General features: G+C 72.5%; 14 protein-coding genes. 12 read left to right on the top strand and 2 right to left on the bottom strand.

Annotation, left to right across the window (positions count from 1 at the left end):
- Positions 1–275 precede the first annotated feature (275 nt).
- The 11 genes from AB0M83_RS16950 to AB0M83_RS16900 are packed head-to-tail and all read left to right on the top strand — an operon-like array spanning position 276 to position 12,863.
- A complete protein-coding gene (locus AB0M83_RS16950) occupies positions 276–1,280 on the top strand; it encodes a LacI family DNA-binding transcriptional regulator (protein ID WP_364517904.1) in 1,005 nt (334 codons plus the stop codon).
- Positions 1,277–2,221 carry a sugar ABC transporter permease gene (locus AB0M83_RS16945; RefSeq protein ID WP_364517902.1) on the top strand — a complete coding sequence of 315 codons (945 nt, stop codon included), beginning with the start codon at positions 1,277–1,279 and terminating at the stop codon, positions 2,219–2,221. Before AB0M83_RS16950 ends, AB0M83_RS16945 begins: the two co-directional genes overlap by 4 nt.
- Positions 2,221–3,048, top strand: a complete 828-nt coding sequence (locus tag AB0M83_RS16940; RefSeq protein ID WP_364517900.1) for a carbohydrate ABC transporter permease — start codon at positions 2,221–2,223, stop codon at positions 3,046–3,048. The genes AB0M83_RS16945 and AB0M83_RS16940 overlap by 1 nt, the downstream gene beginning before the upstream one ends.
- A 41-nt stretch (positions 3,049–3,089) precedes the next feature.
- A complete protein-coding gene (locus AB0M83_RS16935; RefSeq protein ID WP_364517898.1) occupies positions 3,090–4,370 on the top strand; it encodes a sugar ABC transporter substrate-binding protein in 1,281 nt (426 codons plus the stop codon).
- A 13-nt stretch (positions 4,371–4,383) separates the two neighbouring features.
- Positions 4,384–5,538: an ADP-ribosylglycohydrolase family protein gene (locus tag AB0M83_RS16930; RefSeq protein WP_364517896.1), complete on the top strand. Its 1,155-nt coding sequence runs from the start codon at positions 4,384–4,386 to the stop codon at positions 5,536–5,538.
- Positions 5,535–6,827, top strand: a complete 1,293-nt coding sequence (locus tag AB0M83_RS16925) for an ADP-ribosylglycohydrolase family protein (protein ID WP_364517894.1) — start codon at positions 5,535–5,537, stop codon at positions 6,825–6,827. Before AB0M83_RS16930 ends, AB0M83_RS16925 begins: the two co-directional genes overlap by 4 nt.
- Positions 6,824–7,696, top strand: coding sequence for a ribokinase (locus AB0M83_RS16920; protein ID WP_364517892.1), 873 nt, complete (start codon positions 6,824–6,826; stop codon positions 7,694–7,696). The genes AB0M83_RS16925 and AB0M83_RS16920 overlap by 4 nt, the downstream gene beginning before the upstream one ends.
- On the top strand, positions 7,693–9,561 hold the full coding sequence (locus AB0M83_RS16915; RefSeq protein ID WP_364517890.1) for an SUMF1/EgtB/PvdO family nonheme iron enzyme: 1,869 nt from the start codon (positions 7,693–7,695) through the stop codon (positions 9,559–9,561). The genes AB0M83_RS16920 and AB0M83_RS16915 overlap by 4 nt, the downstream gene beginning before the upstream one ends.
- Entirely contained in the window at positions 9,558–10,766 is a 1,209-nt protein-coding gene (locus AB0M83_RS16910) for a CoA transferase (RefSeq protein WP_364517888.1), read from the top strand. The genes AB0M83_RS16915 and AB0M83_RS16910 overlap by 4 nt, the downstream gene beginning before the upstream one ends.
- The gene (locus AB0M83_RS16905) at positions 10,763–11,578 is read left to right on the top strand and encodes a CoA ester lyase (protein WP_364517886.1); all 816 of its coding nucleotides are present in this window, start codon (positions 10,763–10,765) and stop codon (positions 11,576–11,578) included. The genes AB0M83_RS16910 and AB0M83_RS16905 overlap by 4 nt, the downstream gene beginning before the upstream one ends.
- A gap of 58 nt (positions 11,579–11,636) precedes the next feature.
- On the top strand, positions 11,637–12,863 hold the full coding sequence (locus AB0M83_RS16900) for a hypothetical protein (RefSeq protein ID WP_364517884.1): 1,227 nt from the start codon (positions 11,637–11,639) through the stop codon (positions 12,861–12,863).
- On the opposite strand, the gene AB0M83_RS16895 is transcribed toward AB0M83_RS16900, so the two are convergent.
- Entirely contained in the window at positions 12,860–13,828 is a 969-nt protein-coding gene (locus tag AB0M83_RS16895) for a metalloregulator ArsR/SmtB family transcription factor (RefSeq protein WP_364517882.1), read from the bottom strand. The genes AB0M83_RS16900 and AB0M83_RS16895 overlap by 4 nt on opposite strands.
- Before the next feature lie 67 nt (positions 13,829–13,895).
- On the opposite strand from AB0M83_RS16895, the gene AB0M83_RS16890 reads away from it, so the two are divergent.
- Entirely contained in the window at positions 13,896–15,080 is a 1,185-nt protein-coding gene (locus tag AB0M83_RS16890; protein ID WP_364517880.1) for an MFS transporter, read from the top strand.
- Here AB0M83_RS16890 and AB0M83_RS16885 read toward each other — a convergent pair.
- The gene (locus AB0M83_RS16885) at positions 15,065–16,378 is read right to left on the bottom strand and encodes a jacalin-like lectin (protein WP_364517916.1); all 1,314 of its coding nucleotides are present in this window, start codon (positions 16,376–16,378) and stop codon (positions 15,065–15,067) included. The two genes, AB0M83_RS16890 and AB0M83_RS16885, sit on opposite strands and share 16 nt — an antisense overlap.
- Positions 16,379–16,400 lie beyond the last annotated feature (22 nt).

Genomic DNA, 16,400 nt, shown 5'->3' with positions numbered 1-16,400 from the left:
CCGGCGGAAGCCGTCTTGTGCTTCGGCGCCGGCCAGCCGGGCGGCGGACTTCGTCCCGAAATCGGCCGGACCTGCGAAAACGGCGCCATTGAAGCAGCGAGCCGACCCTCCGAGTACGGCGCTCGACCCGTTCCGTGACCGTCTTGCTGCTCTCCGTGCTGTGTTGACACGCCCGCTACCCGGGTGTCAGTATCGGGATTAATCCGATTGGAAACGTTTCCAAGCTCGCCTTCCGTAGTTGGAAACGTTTCCAAGAACGCACAACGAGGTAGCCGATGACGTCAACACGGGCCACGCTGCTCCAGGTCGCCGAGCGCGCCGGGGTTTCCCTGGCCTCGACCTCGCGGGCGCTGCACGGCTCCGGGGCCAGCCCGGCGATGGTCGAGCGTGTCCGCGCCGCCGCCGCCGAGCTCGGGTACAGCGCCGACGCCATCGGGCGGTCGCTGCGGCTCAAGAAGACCTTCCAGGTCGCCTTCGCCGTGGCCGACATCGGGAACCCGGTCTACGTCGAGATGATGCGGGCCATCCACGAAGTCCTCGCGCCGCACGGCTACCGGGTCGTCGTGATGAGCACCGGGGACACCGCGACGTCGACCACCGAGCTCGTGCGCAGCCTCAACAGCGGGTTCGTCGACGGCATGATCGTCAGCCCGCTGCGCACCGACGACCGGCTGATCCGCGAAATCCAGCAGGCCCCCGTCCCGGTCGTGGTGATCGGGCGGGCACTGGACGACCGGGGCATCAGCTCGGTCTCCACCGACTCCGCGGGCGGCATCGGCGCGGCCGTCCGCCACCTGCACGCCCTCGGCCGCCGCCGGATCGGGTTCCTCAACGGCCCCCTCGACACCACGCCCGGCGCCGCGCGCCAGCGGGGGTTCGACGCCGTGGCCGGGGAAATCACCGCGGAGCGCGTCGACCAGGAGGTCGCCGGGGACTTCACCGTCACCGCCGGGCTGGCGGCCGCCCGCCGGCTGCTCGCCCGCGGCGCACTCGACGCGCTCGTCGCCGCCAACGACCTGCTCGCCATCGGCGCCATCCGGGCCGTGCGGGAACTGGGGCTCTCGGTGCCGGAGGACGTCGCCGTCACCGGCATGGACGACACCGAGATCGGCCGGGTCTTCCAGCCCAGCCTGACCAGCGTCTCCCTCGGCTCGACCGAACGCGGGCGCGCGGCGGCCCGGATCATGCTCCAGCTCGCCGACGACCCGGACCACGCGGCACAGCAGGTCGCCGTCGGCCCGGAGCTGCGGGTGCGCGAATCGACCGGGGGTGCGCAATGACCGCCACGCTGACCCGCCCGGCGCCCCCGAGCGGGAAGAGGAAAAAGCCCGCCCTGGCGCAAAGCCGGCGCCGCGAGGCGATCGCGCTGGTGCTGCCGTCGCTGATCCCGATCCTCGTGCTGAGCGTCGCGCCGCTGGTCGTCGGGATCTTCCTGGCCTTCACCGACGCGCGGCTCGTGCGCCACCCGGACTACGGGTTCGCCGGCGTCGACAACTTCACGAAGCTCGTCGGCAACGACCTGTTCTGGGACTCGCTGCGGATCGGCATGATCTGGACCGTCGGCGTCACGGTGCTCCAGCTGGCCGCCGCGATGGGCTTGGCGCTGCTGCTCAACTCGGGCCTGCGGCTGCAGGGCCTGACGCGGGTGCTCGCGCTCGTGCCGTGGGCGATGCCGCCGGTCGTCGTCGCGATCATGTGGCAGATGATCTACTCGGCCAACGGCGGCCCGCTCAACGCCTTCCTCGGCAGCGTCGGCCTGCCCAGCGACATCAACTGGCTCGGCGACTTCTCGGTCGCGCTGCCCGCGGTGATCGTCGTGGGCGTCTGGGTCGGCATGCCGCAGACGACGGTGACGCTGCTCGCCGGCCTGCAGCAGATCCCCGCCGAACTGCAGGAAGCCGCCGCGGTCGACGGCGCGGGCGCGTGGCGGCGGTTCACCGCGGTGACCTGGCCGAGCCTGCGCCCGATCGTCACGTCGATCACGTCGCTGAACTTCATCTGGAACTTCAACTCGTTCTCGCTGGTCTACGTCCTCACCGCGGGCGGCCCGGGCGGCAAGACGATGGTCCCGGTGCTGTTCATCTACCTGGAGGCCTTCAAGAACCGCGAGATCGGCTACGCCGCCGCGATGGGCCTCGTGCTCGTCGTCGTGGTCGTCCTGATCCTCGCCGTCTACCTGCGGTCGCAGTTCCGCGACGACCGCGCCGTGAAGGGGCGCTGATGCGAAGCCTGGTGCGCCCGGCCCAGTACGTGGCCCTCGCGCTGTACATCCTGTTCCTCGGTTTCCCGTTGCTGTGGCTGATTTCCGCGTCGGTGAAGTCGTCCGGTGAGCTCAATTCCCTGACGGTCAGCCTGCTGCCGACCGAATGGCACTGGGACAACTACACCGAAGCCCTGGAAAAGCAGGGCCTGGTCCGCTCCGCCGCCAACAGCCTGATCGTCGCGCTCGCCTCGACCGCGCTGTCGGTCGTGATCGCCGTGCCCGCGTCCTACGTGCTCGCGCGGCTCAAGGGCAAGGTGCGCGCGGCCGGCGTCGGCTGGATCCTGGTCAGCCAGGTGTTCCCGGTCGTGCTCATCATCCTGCCGCTGTACCTCATCCTGCGGACGCTCGGCCTGGCCGACAACCTCGCCGGCCTGACGCTCGTGCACACGACGTACATGCTGCCGTTCGCGCTCTGGATGCTGCAGGGGTACGTCGCCGCGATCCCGGTGGAACTGGAAGAGGCCGGGGCGGTGGACGGCGCGAGCCGGCTGACCGTGCTGCGCACGATCGTCTTCCCGCTGCTCGCCCCGGGCGTCGCCGCGACGGCGATGTTCAGCTTCGTCTCGTCGTGGAACGAGTTCTTCTTCGCGCTGGTCCTGCTGCAGTCGCCGGAGAACTACACGCTGCCCATCACGCTCAACATGTTCGTCGGCGGGGAGGGCAAGGTCGCCCTCGGCCCGCTCGCCGCCGGCGCCGTGCTCGCCGCCATCCCCAGCATCGTCTTCTTCAGCATCCTGCGGAGGAAGCTCACCAGCGGCCTGATGGCCGGGGCGGTGAAGGGATGACCCTCCCAACCCCACACAGAAATCGCTCGAAAGGTCGGTCGATGAAGACACGACGCATGCTTGCCGCCACCCTCCTGTCGGTCGCCGGCCTGCTGCTCACCGCGTGCGGAAGCGGCAGCGGCGGGGACGGCGGGGACGGCCCCGTCACCCTCACCTTCCAGTCCCTGTCCGACCAGCCCGCCGCCATCGCCGCGACGCAGAAGATCGTCGGGGACTGGAACAAGGCGCACCCGGACGTGCAGGTCAAGGTCGTCCAGGCGGGCTGGGACGGCGTCTACGACAAGCTGATCACCCAGTTCAACGCGGGCACGGCGCCGGACATCGTGCACTACGAGGCGGCCGGCATCGCGCCCTTCGCCACCGACGGCTACCTCGCGGACCTGACGCAGTACCTGCCGGAGCAGAAGCGCGCGGACATCCCGAAGGGCGTCCTGGACTCGGTGACGGTCGACGGCAAGGTGATCGCCGCACCCACCGAGCTGCAGTCCTATGTGGTCTTCGCGAACAAGACTCAGCTGCAGCAGGCGGGCGTCACGATCCCGGCCGGCGCCACGATGAGCTGGGACCAGCTGCGCGACATCGCCAAGGCGACCACGAAGGACGGCAAGTTCGGCCTCGGCTGGGGCCTGTCGAGCCCGACGGCGGCGTTCGTCGCGCTGGCCCCCGGGTTCGGTGGCAAGTACTTCGAGGGCACCGGGGACAAGGCGAACGTGACCGTCGGCCAGGGTGAGCAGGCGCTGCCGCAGCTCGTGGACGCCATGGCGCACCAGGACCACTCGATCCTGCCGGTCACGCTGACGCAGTCGGGCACCAAGGCGCTCGCACCGTTCTACGCGGGCCAGGTCGCGATGACGGTCCAGGGTTCCTACCAGGCGGCCAACATCGCGAAGGACGCGCCGAAGGGCTTCGACTGGGTCGTCCTCCCGCCGCTGGCCGGTTCGGCCGGTCCGGCGCAGGCCGCCAACCCGCAGACGCTGTCGGTCAACAAGGACTCCGGCCACGTCAAGGAAGCCGCGGAGTTCGTCGACTTCTTCACCAGCACCGACAACCTCGCCGCCATCAACGAGGCCGACGCGCTGATCCCGCCGACGACGTCCGCGCGGCAGGCGCTCACGGCCAAGCTCGGCGGGAAGAACGGCTGGAACGAGATCCTCGCCTCCGGCCAGTACCTCACCTCGGCGCCGTACCTGTTCGCCGGCAAGTACGCGCAGTGGAAGGACACCGTCGCGACCCCGGCGTACCAGCAGTTCCTCGGACAGAAGATCGACGCCGCCGGCCTCGCGAAGCAGCTCGAGGACGGCTGGAAGAGCGTCAGCAAATGACAGGAGCGGATTCTTGACCTGGCTGGAAGACCGGGCCGTCGCGGTGATCACCGGCGCGGCCGTCGGGGACGCCCTCGGCGGTGCCACCGAAGGGTGGACGCCCGAACAGATCGAAGAACGGCACGGCGGCCGGGTGACCGGCGTCGTCGGGCCGTGGTACCCGGACTGGCGGACGGCACGCCCCATCGCGCCGTACCACAAGGGCGACGGGCACATCACCGACGACACGCTCATGACGCGGGCGCTCGTCGAGGTGTACGCGAAGCGCCGCGCGCACCTCGACGCGTACGCGATGGCCGAGGACCTCGTGCCGCTCATGATCGGAGAGCCGCGCTGGGTGCCGGAGCTGGAGTCGACCGCGCTGCTGCTGCAGCGGGTCTTCCTGGCCGAGAAGTGGATCGTCGCGAGACTCCACTACGGACACGTCGATCCGCGCGAAGCGGGTGTGGGCAACGTGGTCAACTGCGGCGCGGCGATGTACATCGCGCCGGTCGGCGTCGTCAACGCGGGTGACCCGCGGGCGGCGTACGCCGAGGCGATCGACCTCACCGGCGCGCACCAGTCGAGCTACGGCCGCGAGGCGGCGGGCGTGCTGGCCGCGATGGTGGCGGCCGCCGTCGCTCCGGGCGCGTCGCTCGACGACGTCGTCGCGGCGGCCCTCGACGTGGCCCACGACGGGACCGCGGCGGCGCTGCGGGCCGTCGTCACGGAGTTCGGTGGCCGGACCGTCCCCCCGGCCACCGACGACGAAGAGCGGGCGCTCGCCGCGCTCGTCCGGGAGACGGTCGCGCCGTTCGACTCGGTGGGACCGCACTACCGGGAGATGTCGATGGACGCGAGGCGGCCTTCGCGGACGAAGTCCATCGAGGAACTGCCCGCCGCGCTGGCGTTCGTCCTCGCGCACCGGGGCGACTTCCGCGGCGCGGTGCTCGCCGCCGTGAACTACGGCCGGGACGCCGACTCGATCGCCGTGATGGCGGGCGCGGTGTGCGCCGGCCTCGGCGGGACCGCCGTCGTGCCCGCCGAGTGGGTCGACGAGATCGGCGACGCGAGCCGGATGGACCTGCGCGAGACCGGGCACCTGCTGGCCTCGGCGGCCGCGGACATCCTCAAGGCCGACCGCGAGCGGGCCGCGGCCCGCGCCGCCTTCCTCGGGGAGCCGGTGTGAGACTGACCTGGGCGCAGCCCGAGGACCTGCTCCCGCACGAGCTGGTGCAGTCTCTCGCGGAGGGCAAGGACGTCTCCGCGGTGCGGGAGCGGTGGGTCACGGCGGGTGGTTCCGCGACGCCCGCCGTGAGCGGTGCGGGTCCCGCGATGCCGTCGTTGCGATCGCTCGCACGGGAGCTGCTGGACGAGCTGGACGCGCCGGTCGCGGAGCCGTCGTGGGACTCGTTGGACCTGCCTGAGCCGCCTTCGCTGCCTCGCGGATCCCGTGGGCGTGAGCCGGCCGCGTGGACCGGCCGGGCCGCCGGGTGCCTGCTGGGCAAGCCCGTGGAGAAGATCCCGCGGGAGGGCATCGAGGAGATCCTCCGGGCGACCGGCCGCTGGCCGCTCACCGGGTGGTTCACGGCGGTCGGGCTGCCTTCCGACGTGGCCGCGCGGTGGCCGTGGAACCGCCGCTCGGCGCCGACGTCGCTGGAAGAGAACATCGACGGGATGCCCGAGGACGACGACCTCAACTACCCGATGCTCGCGTTGTCCCTGCTGGAGATCCACGGCCGGGAGTTCACCACCGAGGACGTCGCGCAGCTGTGGCTGGACAACCTGCCGGCCGGGCGGGTGTTCACGGCGGAACGCGCGGCGTACCGGAACCTTCTCGACGCCCGCCCGGACACCGCGACCTACCGGAACCCGTTCCGGGAGTGGATCGGCGCGCTGATCCGCGCGGACGTGTTCGGCTGGGTGTCGCCGGGCGACGTGGTTTCGGCGGCGCGGCTGGCGTGGACGGACGCCCGGCTCAGCCACACGCGCAACGGCGTGTACGGCGCGATGTGGGCGGCGGCGCTCGCGTCGGCGGCGATGGTGTGCGACACCGTGGACGAGGTTCTGGACGCCGCGTCGGCGGTGGTCCCGCCTTCGAGCGAGCTGGCTTCGGCGGTCCGCCTCGGCCGTTCGGCGGCATCGGAAGGAGACGTCCGAAGTGGACTCGACCGGCTGCACGCGGCTTACGGCCACCTGCACTGGGTGCACGTGCTGAACAACGCGGCGGTGATCGCGTATGCGCTGGCGAAGGGCGGGGGAGAGTTCGGCCCGAGCGTGTCGATCGCGGTGACGGCGGGCTGGGACACGGACTCGGCGGCCGCGACGGTCGGGGGAGTGGTCGGTGCTCTGCACGGCGTCGACGAGTATTGGGCCAAGCCCCTCGACGGGCGCATCGCGACCTCGTTGCCGGGCGGGGAACGGCGGATCGCGGACCTCGCGGCCCGGACAGTGGCGCTGGCGGAGGGACGGGCATGACCGGGCGAGTCGTCGTGGTGGGCTCGGCGAACGTCGACCTCGCCGTGGACGTTCCCCGGCCGCCGAAAGCCGGGGAGACCGTTCTCGGGGGCCGGCTTCGCCGCAGTCCCGGTGGGAAGGGCGCGAACCAGGCCGTTGCCGCCGCGCTCGCCGGAGGCGCCGACACCACCTTCGTCGGCGCCCTCGGTGAAGACGAAGCCGCCGACCTCCTCCTCGTTTCCCTCGGGGGCGCCGGGGTCCGGACCGACCTGGTCGACCGGGCCGACGCGCCGACCGGGACCGCCTTCATCACCGTCGCCCCCGACGGCGAGAACGCCATCGTCGTCGCGCCCGGCGCGAACGAGCACGTGAAAGTCGGCGCCGTCCAGGCCGAACGGATCGCCGACGCCGACGTCGTGCTGGCCCAGCTGGAAATCCCCCTCGACGTCGTGGCGGCCGCCGCCGCGGCACGGAACGCGAACGCCCTGATGATCCTCAACGCCGCGCCCTCGCGGGAGCTGCCGGATTCGCTGTGGGAAGTCCTCGACCTGCTCGTCGTCAACGAGCACGAAGCCGCCGACCTGGCGGGCGAACCCGAGAAGCTGCTCGAGCGGGTACCCGCCGTCGTGGTCACCCTCGGTGGCGAAGGCTGTGTAATCCTCCGCAGAGGCCACGAACCCCTGCGGATTCCCGGGTTCCCGGTCGACGTCGTCGACACCACCGGCGCCGGCGACACCTTCTGCGGCGTGCTCGCGGCGGCGCTGGCCCAGGGCGAAGACCTCCCCGCGGCCGCGAGACGAGCGGCCGCGGCCGGCGCGCTCGCCGTCACCCGGCCCGGCGCCCAGGCCGCCGTCCCCACCCCAGACGAGGTCGCAGGAATGACGTCATGACCTACCAGTTCGACCCGCTCGTCCCACGGCCGATCGACCGGCCCACCGAGGTGCGCGGCCCGCTGTCCGACCTCGACGACGCGAAGATCTTCGGCGCACCCGCCCATCCCCGGGATCGCCCCGCGTGGCGCGCGAAACTGCGCGAATGGCGCGAGGACGCGCGAAGCCGGCACGCCTACACCGGCAAGGGCTACGAGCGCCCGGGAGCGGCCTGGGCGCAGACCTGCCACACGGTCGCCCAGGTGTGGCTCTGGGACGAGCTGCTCTACTCCTTCGACGAGCACCGGTTCACCCCGGAGCGCTTCCTCGCCGACGCCCACGAACGCTTCGGCGGCCTCGACGCCGTCGTCCTGTGGCACGCCTACCCGGTGATCGGCCTCGACGACCGCAACCAGTGGGACTTCTACCGCGACGTCCCCGGGCTCACCGAGCTGATCGACACCCTGCACGACCACGGCCTGCACGTCTTCGTCGACTACAACCCCTGGGACGCCGGCACCCGCCGCGGCGAGGACGACCTCACCGAACTCGCCTCCCTGGTCGCCGACCTGCAAGCCGACGGCGTCTTCCTCGACACGCTCAAGAAGGCCGAGCCGGACTTCGTCGACCGGCTCGAAGCGGCCCGGCCCGGCATCGTCCTCGAAGGCGAGTCCAAGCTGCCGGTCGAACGGATCGAGGACCACGCGGCGTCGTGGGCGCAGTTCTTCGCCGACTCGCCCGTGCCCGGCGTCCTGCGCGCCCACTGGTACGAGCGACGGCACATGCAGCACCACGTCCGCCGCTGGCACCGCGACCACAGCGAGGAACTGCAGTCGGCGTGGCTCAACGGCGCCGGCGTCATGGTGTGGGAGGTCGTCTTCGGCGTGTGGGTCGGCTGGTCGCCCCGCGACGCCGCGACCGTCCGCCGGATGGTCACCCTCCAGCGTGCGGCCGAAGACCTGCTGCTCGACGGCGAGTGGACACCCCTGGCCGAGCTGCCACCCGAGGCCGAGGCGGCCGGTGTCTACGCGTCCCGCTGGGAACTCGACGGCAGGACACTGTGGGCTCTCGTCAACCGCGGTGACCACGACTACCACGGCCCGCTGCCCGGCACCGACCTCCTGGCCGGCGTACCGGCACGGGGGATCGGCGCCGCGGTGGAGGGGTGGCTGCCGGATCTTCCGGAGCTGCCGCACGATCCGGACTCCCGCTTCCCCCACCGGCTCGCGACCCGAGTGAGTCCACAAAGGACTCGCGGCAAGCACGACGAAGACGCCGTAGTCGTCCCGGCCGGGCCGTACGTGCTGACCGTGCGGTACCGCGCCCGCGAAACCGGGATGTACCAGGGCGCGCCCTATGTGGACGAATGGAAGCCGCTGCCGCCCCGCCTGCACGACGCGCGCACACTGCAGCGCGAGGGCGAACTGGCCACGGCCGTCGCGGTCGGCGCCACCGAGGTGACCAACGCGCAGTTCGCGGCGTTCCTCGCCGCCACGGGCTACGAGCCGAAGCTCGAGCACCGGTTCCTCGCGCACCCGGGATCCCCGGACGAGCCGGTCACCTACGTCGACCTGGACGACGCCCGCGCGTACTGCGCGTGGCGCGGCGGCCGCCTGCCGACCGAGGACGAATGGCAGCTGGCCGGCGAGCGCCTCAAGCGTGGCACCCCGGCCGTGTGGAACTGGACCGAGAGCGAACACTCCGACGGACGGACGCGCTTCGTGATGCTGAAGGGCGGCAGCGACTACGCGGCCGAAGGCTCCGAATGGTACGTCGAAGGCGGCGTGAAAGCCCCGGACTACACCGTGAAGCTCCTGCTGCCCGGGCTGGGCCTCGCGCGCAGCGCGACCGTCGGCTTCCGCTGCGCCTGGGAGGTGACGGCGTGACCGTCTCCCGCGACCGGTCCACCGGCGCGCTCGCCGGGTTGCGCGTCGTCGACGCGTCCACGCTCTTCGCCGGTCCGATGGCCGCGATGCACCTCGGGGACATGGGCGCCGAGGTGATCAAGGTCGAGCACCCGCGCAAACCCGATCCCTCGCGCACCCACGGCGCCGCGAAGGACGGCGTCAACCTGTGGTGGAAGACGCTGGGGCGCAACAAGCGCACGATCACCGCCGACCTCGGCAGTGAAGGCGGCCGCGAGGTGTTCCTCGCCCTGGCCGCCACGGCGGACGTCGTCATCGAGAACTTCCGCCCCGGCACGCTCGAACGCTGGCGCCTCGGGTACGACGAGCTGGCGAGCCGGAACCCCGGACTCGTGCTGGCCCGCGTCACCGGCTTCGGGCAGCTCGGCCCCTACCGGAGCCGGCCGGGCTTCGGCACGCTCGCCGAGGCGATGAGCGGGTTCGCGGCGACCACCGGCGAACCGGACGGCCCGCCGACGCTCCCGCCGTTCGGGCTCGCCGACGGCGTCGCGTCACTGGCCACGGCGTACGCGATCATGGTCGCGCTCGCGTCGCGCGGGACCACGGGGCGCGGGCAGGTCGTCGACACCGCCATCATCGAGCCGATGCTGGCCATGCTCGGCCCGCAGATCACCCGCTGGGACCAGCTGCGCACCGTCCAGCCGCGCACCGGCAACCGGTCGACGAACAACGCGCCGCGCAACACGTATCGCACGGCCGACGGCCAGTGGGTCGCCGTGTCCACTTCGGCGCAGTCGATCGCCGAGCGCGTGGTCCGCATGGTCGGGCGGCCGGACCTGGCCGACGAGCCGTGGTTCGCCACCGGGGCCGACCGGGCCCGCCACGCCGACGAGCTCGACGAAGCCGTCGGCAAGTGGATCGGGCAGCGCACGCGCGACGAGGTCGTCGCCGCGTTCGAAGAAGCGCAAGCCGCCGTCGCGCCCATCTACGACGCCGCCGACATCGTCGAGGACCCGCAGTTCCGCGCGCTCGGCACGATCCACGAGATCGAGGACGCCGACCTCGGCCCGATGCTCATGCAGGGCCCGCTGTTCCGGCTGTCCGGCCACGACGGCGTCATCGGCTTCACCGGCCGGTCGCACGGTGCCGACACCGACGCCGTGCTGGCGGAACTCGGGTTCCCGCCCGAGCGGGTGGCCGAGCTGCGCGAGCGGGGTGCGGTGTGAGCCCGCCGCTGACGTTCCTCTACACACCGGCCGACCGGCCGGACCGGGTGCGCAAGGCCCTGGCGTCCGAGGCGGACGTCGTGCTCGTCGACCTCGAGGACGCAGTCGCCCCGGCGCGCAAGGACGAAGCCCGCGAGAACGTGCTGGAGCTGCTCGCCGCGGTGGCCAGGCCGGTGCAGGTGCGCGTCAACCACCCGAGCACGCCGTGGCACGACGCCGACCTCGCCGCGCTCGCCCGGCTGCCGCTCCCGGTGGGCGCGCGGCTGCCGAAGGTCGAAGCGCCGGCGGAGATCGAGGCCGCCGAGGCCGTGCTGCCGGGCCGGGCGCTGCACCCGCTGATCGAGTCGGCGCTCGGGGTGGAACGGGCCCTGGACATCGCGACGGCGTCGCCGCGGATCGCGTCGATCGGGCTCGGCGAGGCCGACCTGCGCTCGGACCTCGGCGTCGCCGACGACGCCGGGCTGACCTGGGCGCGCAGCCGCGTGATCGTGGCGGCCCGGGCGGCCCGGCTCGCGCCGCCCGCGATGTCCGCCTACGCGAACGTCCGCGATCTCGACGGGCTCGCGGCGTCGTGCCGGGCGGGCCGCGCCCTCGGCTTCCGCGGCCGGACCGCGATCCACCCGGTGCAGCTCGAGACGATCCGGACCGCGTTCCTGCCGACGCGTGAGGAGGTGTCGCGGGCGCGCGAGGTCATCTCCCGGGTCGCCGGCGCGACGGCCGCGGGCGTCGGCGCGATCGCGTTGCCCGACGGGACCTTCCTCGACGTGGCCATGGTCGAGCAGGCGCGGACGGTGCTTTCGCTGGTGGACTGATACAAGCGCCGTACAACCGGTGTACGGATTTTGGATCCGCTTCTGGCGCAATGGCGCCATGCGAACTCCGAAAGTGCTCCTCCTCGCGCTGGCCGTGGTGGCCGGCGCGCTGGCGCTGCCCGGGACGGCCAGTGCCGCCTACAGCGATCCGCTGACGACCACGACCAAGCAGAACCTGGTCTGGCACGCCACGCCGGCCGCCGCGTTGACGGCGCTGGACGACGCGCTGCCGAACGTCAGCCTCAACACCGTCGTCAACGACCCCAGCTACGCGATGACCGGCTGCACCAGCGCGGAGAAGGCCGCGCTGCCCAAGGCCCCGGCCGCCACGAAGTCATTGTGCTGGGACTCCGAACGCGCCGGCAGCACCACCTGGGTCCCCCAGGGCATCACGACCTCCGGGGACGCCGACGACGACGGCCTGTGGGGCGCGGACAAGATCATCCTCTCCGGCTGGCACGGCACCGACGCGCTCGGCCGGTACAACGACGCGCGGATCCAGGCCGTCAACTACAACGACCCGGCCGCGGCCGCCCACCGGATGATGTACCTGGCCGTGCCGAACAGCACCGGCAGCAGCTTCTCCGCGGCGAAGGCCCACGTGGGCGGCATGGCCTGGCTGGGCGACAAGATCTACGTCACCGCCGTCGGGAACACCTCGACCGCGATCCGGGTGTTCAGCACCAAGCACATCCTGCAGCTGACCGACACGACGTCGAACGCGATCGGCAAGACGTCCGGCGGGTACGCGGCCTACACGTACAAGTACGCGATGATGCAGATCGGCTACTACACCTACGCGGGCGGCACGTGCAGCATGGCGTCCGACACGGGCGTGCCGTGCTTCTCGTCGCTCTCGCTGGACCGCAGCACGAGCCCGGCCAGCATCGTGACGACCGAGTACTTCTCCGACCAGAGCCTGCACGGCCGGCTCTACCGCTTCCCGATGGGCACCGACTACCTGCTGACCGGGACCGCGACCGAGGCGTTCCGCAGCTCCGTCGGCAACATGCAGGGCGTCCTGTCCCACGACGGCAAGTGGTACGTGGCCCACAGCTCGGCCACGATCAACGGCCAGCTCTGGGCCCAGACGACCGCGGCGAGCACCTCGGCGACCTGCGGCTCGACGTCCGCGTGCTGGGCGGTCCACCCGGAGGCGCTGACGTACGACTGGTCGACGGGCCTGGTCTGGTCGCAGTCGGAGTGGTCGACGGCCGACTGCCAGGCGCAGAACCAGACCTGCGGCCGCTCGGTGTTCGCGGTGCCGCTGTCTTCGCTGGGCTAACCGGTGAGCAGGGACGCTCCGAGCGCCGTGATCAGGTAGAGCACCTGGCGCCCGGAGCGTTCCCGTTCGACCAGCCCGTTCTCCCGCAGGACGGCCAGGTGCTGCGACACCGCGCTGGGCGTCACGCCGAGGGCGCGGGCCAGCTCGGTCGTGGTGGCGGGGGAGCGCAGCGCCTCGAGGAGCGCGGCTCGCGCGCGGCCGAGCAGCCGGACCGTGCCGCCCGCCGGGGGCCGGGTGCCCGCCGTCCACAGGACGCCGCGCCCGCGGGCCGGGTAGCGGACCGTCGTCTGCGTGGACGTGTTCCGCTTGATCAGGACGTGCGGGCCGCCGAGCACGACCGGGATGAGGACGAGGCCGCCGGGACCCCGGTTCACCGGGCGATCGCCGGTGAGGAACAGCTTTCCGGCGCGCCAGCGCAGATCCGGGTGCAGGCCGGCGAACAGCCGTTCCGCGCCGCCCGCGGCCAGCGTCCGCGCGCGATGGGCGACGTCGGCGTCGAGGACGGCCCGGATCCTGGGCCAGTGCGGGGCGAGCAGCCGGTCGTGCGCCCGGAGCAGTTCCCCGGCGATCGCCTTCAGCCCGGCCGCCGGCCGCGCGGAGAGCTCGGCGACGGTTCCGCGGAGGTCGGCGCCGAACACCCGCCCGAGGCTGGTCCGGACCTGGCGCGCGGTCGTCCGCCGCAGCGCGGCCAGGTCGTCCTCGATGGACGGACCGGCGCCGCGCGGTGCCGGTACCAGGAACTCCGGCCAGTTGGGCCGGTCGTTCACGATGAGCGGCCACGTCCACGGGAGGTCCAGCGGCTCGCGGGCCAGCTCGTCCTCCGCCCAGCGCAGCCACGGTAGGGCGCTCGCCTGCCGCTCGCGCCCGCCCAGCTGCTGCAGGCACGCGACCGTCTCCGACAGCGGGGAGATCGCGAAGCGGGTCGCCGCGAGCTCCGCGACGCCGAGTTCGATCGTCAGGGCCATGGCTCCGAGTATGTAGCCCGGAGCTAAATGCTGTCCGCGAAGCCGCGGCGCGCCAAAGGATCGGGTCATGATCGGACCGGACTTCCGGCGGCTCCTGTGGGCGACCGGCATCGACAACCTCGGCACCGGCGCGTTCACCGCGGCGGTGCCCCTGCTGACCGTCACGGTCACCCACGACCCGCGGCTCGTTTCGCTCGTCTCGGCCGCGGCCTACCTGCCGTGGCTGCTGCTGTCGCTGCCCGCCGGCGCGCTGGCCGACCGCCACGACCGGGCCGGCCTGATGTGGCGCGCGCAGGCGGCGCAGGCCGTGCTGGTCGCCGTGACCGCCGTCCTGGCCGCCTGCGGGGCGATCGGCATCCCGGCCCTCGTCGTCACGGCGTTCGGGATCGGCGCGGGCGACGTCGTCTTCGGGACCGCGGCCCAGGCGATCGTGCCGGAGCTGGTCGCGGCGCCGCTGCTGTCCCGCGCCAACGGCCGCCAGCAGGCGATCACCACGGTCACCGGTCAGTTCGCCGGCCCACCGCTGGGCAGCCTGCTGTTCGGCGTCGCGGCGGCGCTCCCGTTCGGCCTCGACGCCGTCTCGTTCGCGGTGTCGGCCGTCCTGGTGGCGACGCTGCCCCGGCGGGCCGGTGGTGCCCGGACGCGCTCGGCGATCCGGGACGGCCTGGCGTGGCTCCTGCGGCACCGGCTGCTGCGCACGCTCGCGATCCTGGTGGGCGTCAACGCCTTCTGCGGCCAGCTCGCCTACGCGACCCTGGTCCTGCTCGCCACCCAGGTCGTGCACCTCGGCGCGCGCGGCTACGGCCTGCTGCTCGCCGGGGCCGCGCTGGGCAGCGTGTTCGGCGGGCTGGTCAACGCGCGGGTGGTGGCCCGGATCGGGCCGCGGGCGGCGGTGCTGACGGCGCTGGCGGTGAACGTCGGCGCGTTCGCGGGCATCGGCCTGAGCCGCGACGCCGTGGTGCTCGGCACGTTCCTCGCCGTCAACGGCTTCGCGACGACGTTGTGGAACATCGTCACCGTCGGTCTGCGGCAGCGGTTCGTGCCGCCCGCGCTCCTCGGCCGGGTCTCCAGCGCGTACCGGCTGCTCGGCTGGGGCCTGATCCCGCTCGGGACCCTGACCGGCGGCCTCCTGGCGCACGGGCTGGGGCTGCGGGCGCCGTACTTGGTCGCGGCCGTCGTGCGCGGGCTCGCCCTGGTGGCCGCGCTGCCGGTGCTGGTCCGTCCATTGTGGACCGGTCAGCGCCGCGTGTAGACGAAGCCCAGCTGGTCCACTTCGTCACCCGCGCGGCCGTGGAACCCCGCGATCTGCCAGCCGTCCGGTGCCGTCGCGGTCGTGCAGTCCGCGGTCGTCGTTCCGCCGGCGAGCGTGCCGCCGCGGTTGGTCGTGATGCGGGCGGAGAAGATCCGTGTGTGGCCGCCGTAGCTGCCTCGGCACAGCTCGGCGGAGACCGCGTACTCGCCGTCGGCCAGCTGGTAGGTCCGTGCGGTGCCACCGGTTCCGCCGTGGCTGACCGTCGTGCCGTCCGCCGACGTCGAGCCGATCCGGTCGACGCGGCTGCCCGCGCTCAGGGTGAACGCCGACACCCGCGCGGCCGGCGTGATCCGGTCCAGGTCGGTGAACGGCATGCCGTGCGGGCCGCCGAACCGGTCGCTCAGCCGGAACGCCGGGTTGTCCGCCCAGCTGAACCGCACGGTCACCGGATCGTGGTCCGACAGCATCGCGCCGGACGCGTCGAGGAACGCGCGGTGGTCGTTGTTGTAGTACGTCGCGTCGAGGGTGATCTGCTTGCTCCCGCGGTAGAGCACCTTGTCGACGACTTCGCACGCGTTGGTGACCGCGCTTTCGTCGCACACCAGGGGATCGCTGCCCGCGGCGGGCGGGACACCGCCGCGTTCGAGCCGGACCCACGCGTCGGTGAGGCCGTTGGCGGCGGCGAACGCCCGGATCGTGTCGGCCGCCCGGGTGTAGCGGGTGTTGGTGTCGCCCATGACGAGCACGGCGTTGCCCGCCGAGTGCGTGGTGATGAACGCTGTGAGCTGCTCGAGGTTCGCGGCGCGCGACGCCTGGTCGCCGGCGTTGGTGCCCGCGTTCGTGTGGAGGTTGTAGGCGTCGACGTAGACGCCTTCGGCGAGCCGGAGCCGGGTGAAGGTGAAGCCCTTCGGCGTCAGGCAGTCGCCCGAGTCGAACTGGCACGAGGTCCAGCGGACGCGCTCCAGCTCGTCGACCGGCAGGGTGGACAGGCTGTTCAGGCCGCTCCCGATCCCGGCGCCGCCGCTGGTCGGCGTCCGGTACGGGTGGGCGTCGGCCGCGTACAGGTTGGCGTGGTAGTTGAAGTCCTCCTGGACGTGCACCAGGTCGTACGGGCCGAGGCGCTGCCCGATGGCGGTCGTGCTCGGCGCGCGCGGGGTGGGGGCGCTGGAAATGGCCTCGGGCAGCCCGGCGACGTTGTAGGACAGCACGCTGAAGGTGCCACTGGCGGCATGGGCGGCGGGAGCGGTGAGGGTGAGCCCGGACGCGGCCAGCGCAGCCGTCGCGAAGGCGGTGAACACTCGGCGCAAGGCGGCGTTCCTT

Source organism: Amycolatopsis sp. NPDC051106, from assembly GCF_040682775.1.
Classification (GTDB): domain Bacteria; phylum Actinomycetota; class Actinomycetes; order Mycobacteriales; family Pseudonocardiaceae; genus Amycolatopsis.
This window is presented reverse-complemented; position numbering and strand designations above follow the sequence as displayed.

Excerpts from the sequence above, each read along its gene's own strand:
- AB0M83_RS16895 (WP_364517882.1), bottom strand. The coding sequence starts at position 13,828 with ATGGCCCTGACGATCGAACTCGGCGTCGCGGAGCTCGCGGCGACCCGC.
- AB0M83_RS16915 (WP_364517890.1), top strand. The coding sequence starts at position 7,693 with ATGACCTACCAGTTCGACCCGCTCGTCCCACGGCCGATCGACCGGCCC.
- AB0M83_RS16940 (WP_364517900.1), top strand. The coding sequence starts at position 2,221 with ATGCGAAGCCTGGTGCGCCCGGCCCAGTACGTGGCCCTCGCGCTGTAC.
- AB0M83_RS16900 (WP_364517884.1), top strand. The coding sequence starts at position 11,637 with ATGCGAACTCCGAAAGTGCTCCTCCTCGCGCTGGCCGTGGTGGCCGGC.
- AB0M83_RS16945 (WP_364517902.1), top strand. The coding sequence starts at position 1,277 with ATGACCGCCACGCTGACCCGCCCGGCGCCCCCGAGCGGGAAGAGGAAA.
- AB0M83_RS16935 (WP_364517898.1), top strand. The coding sequence starts at position 3,090 with ATGAAGACACGACGCATGCTTGCCGCCACCCTCCTGTCGGTCGCCGGC.
- AB0M83_RS16890 (WP_364517880.1), top strand. The coding sequence starts at position 13,896 with ATGATCGGACCGGACTTCCGGCGGCTCCTGTGGGCGACCGGCATCGAC.
- AB0M83_RS16950 (WP_364517904.1), top strand. The coding sequence starts at position 276 with ATGACGTCAACACGGGCCACGCTGCTCCAGGTCGCCGAGCGCGCCGGG.
- AB0M83_RS16920 (WP_364517892.1), top strand. The coding sequence starts at position 6,824 with ATGACCGGGCGAGTCGTCGTGGTGGGCTCGGCGAACGTCGACCTCGCC.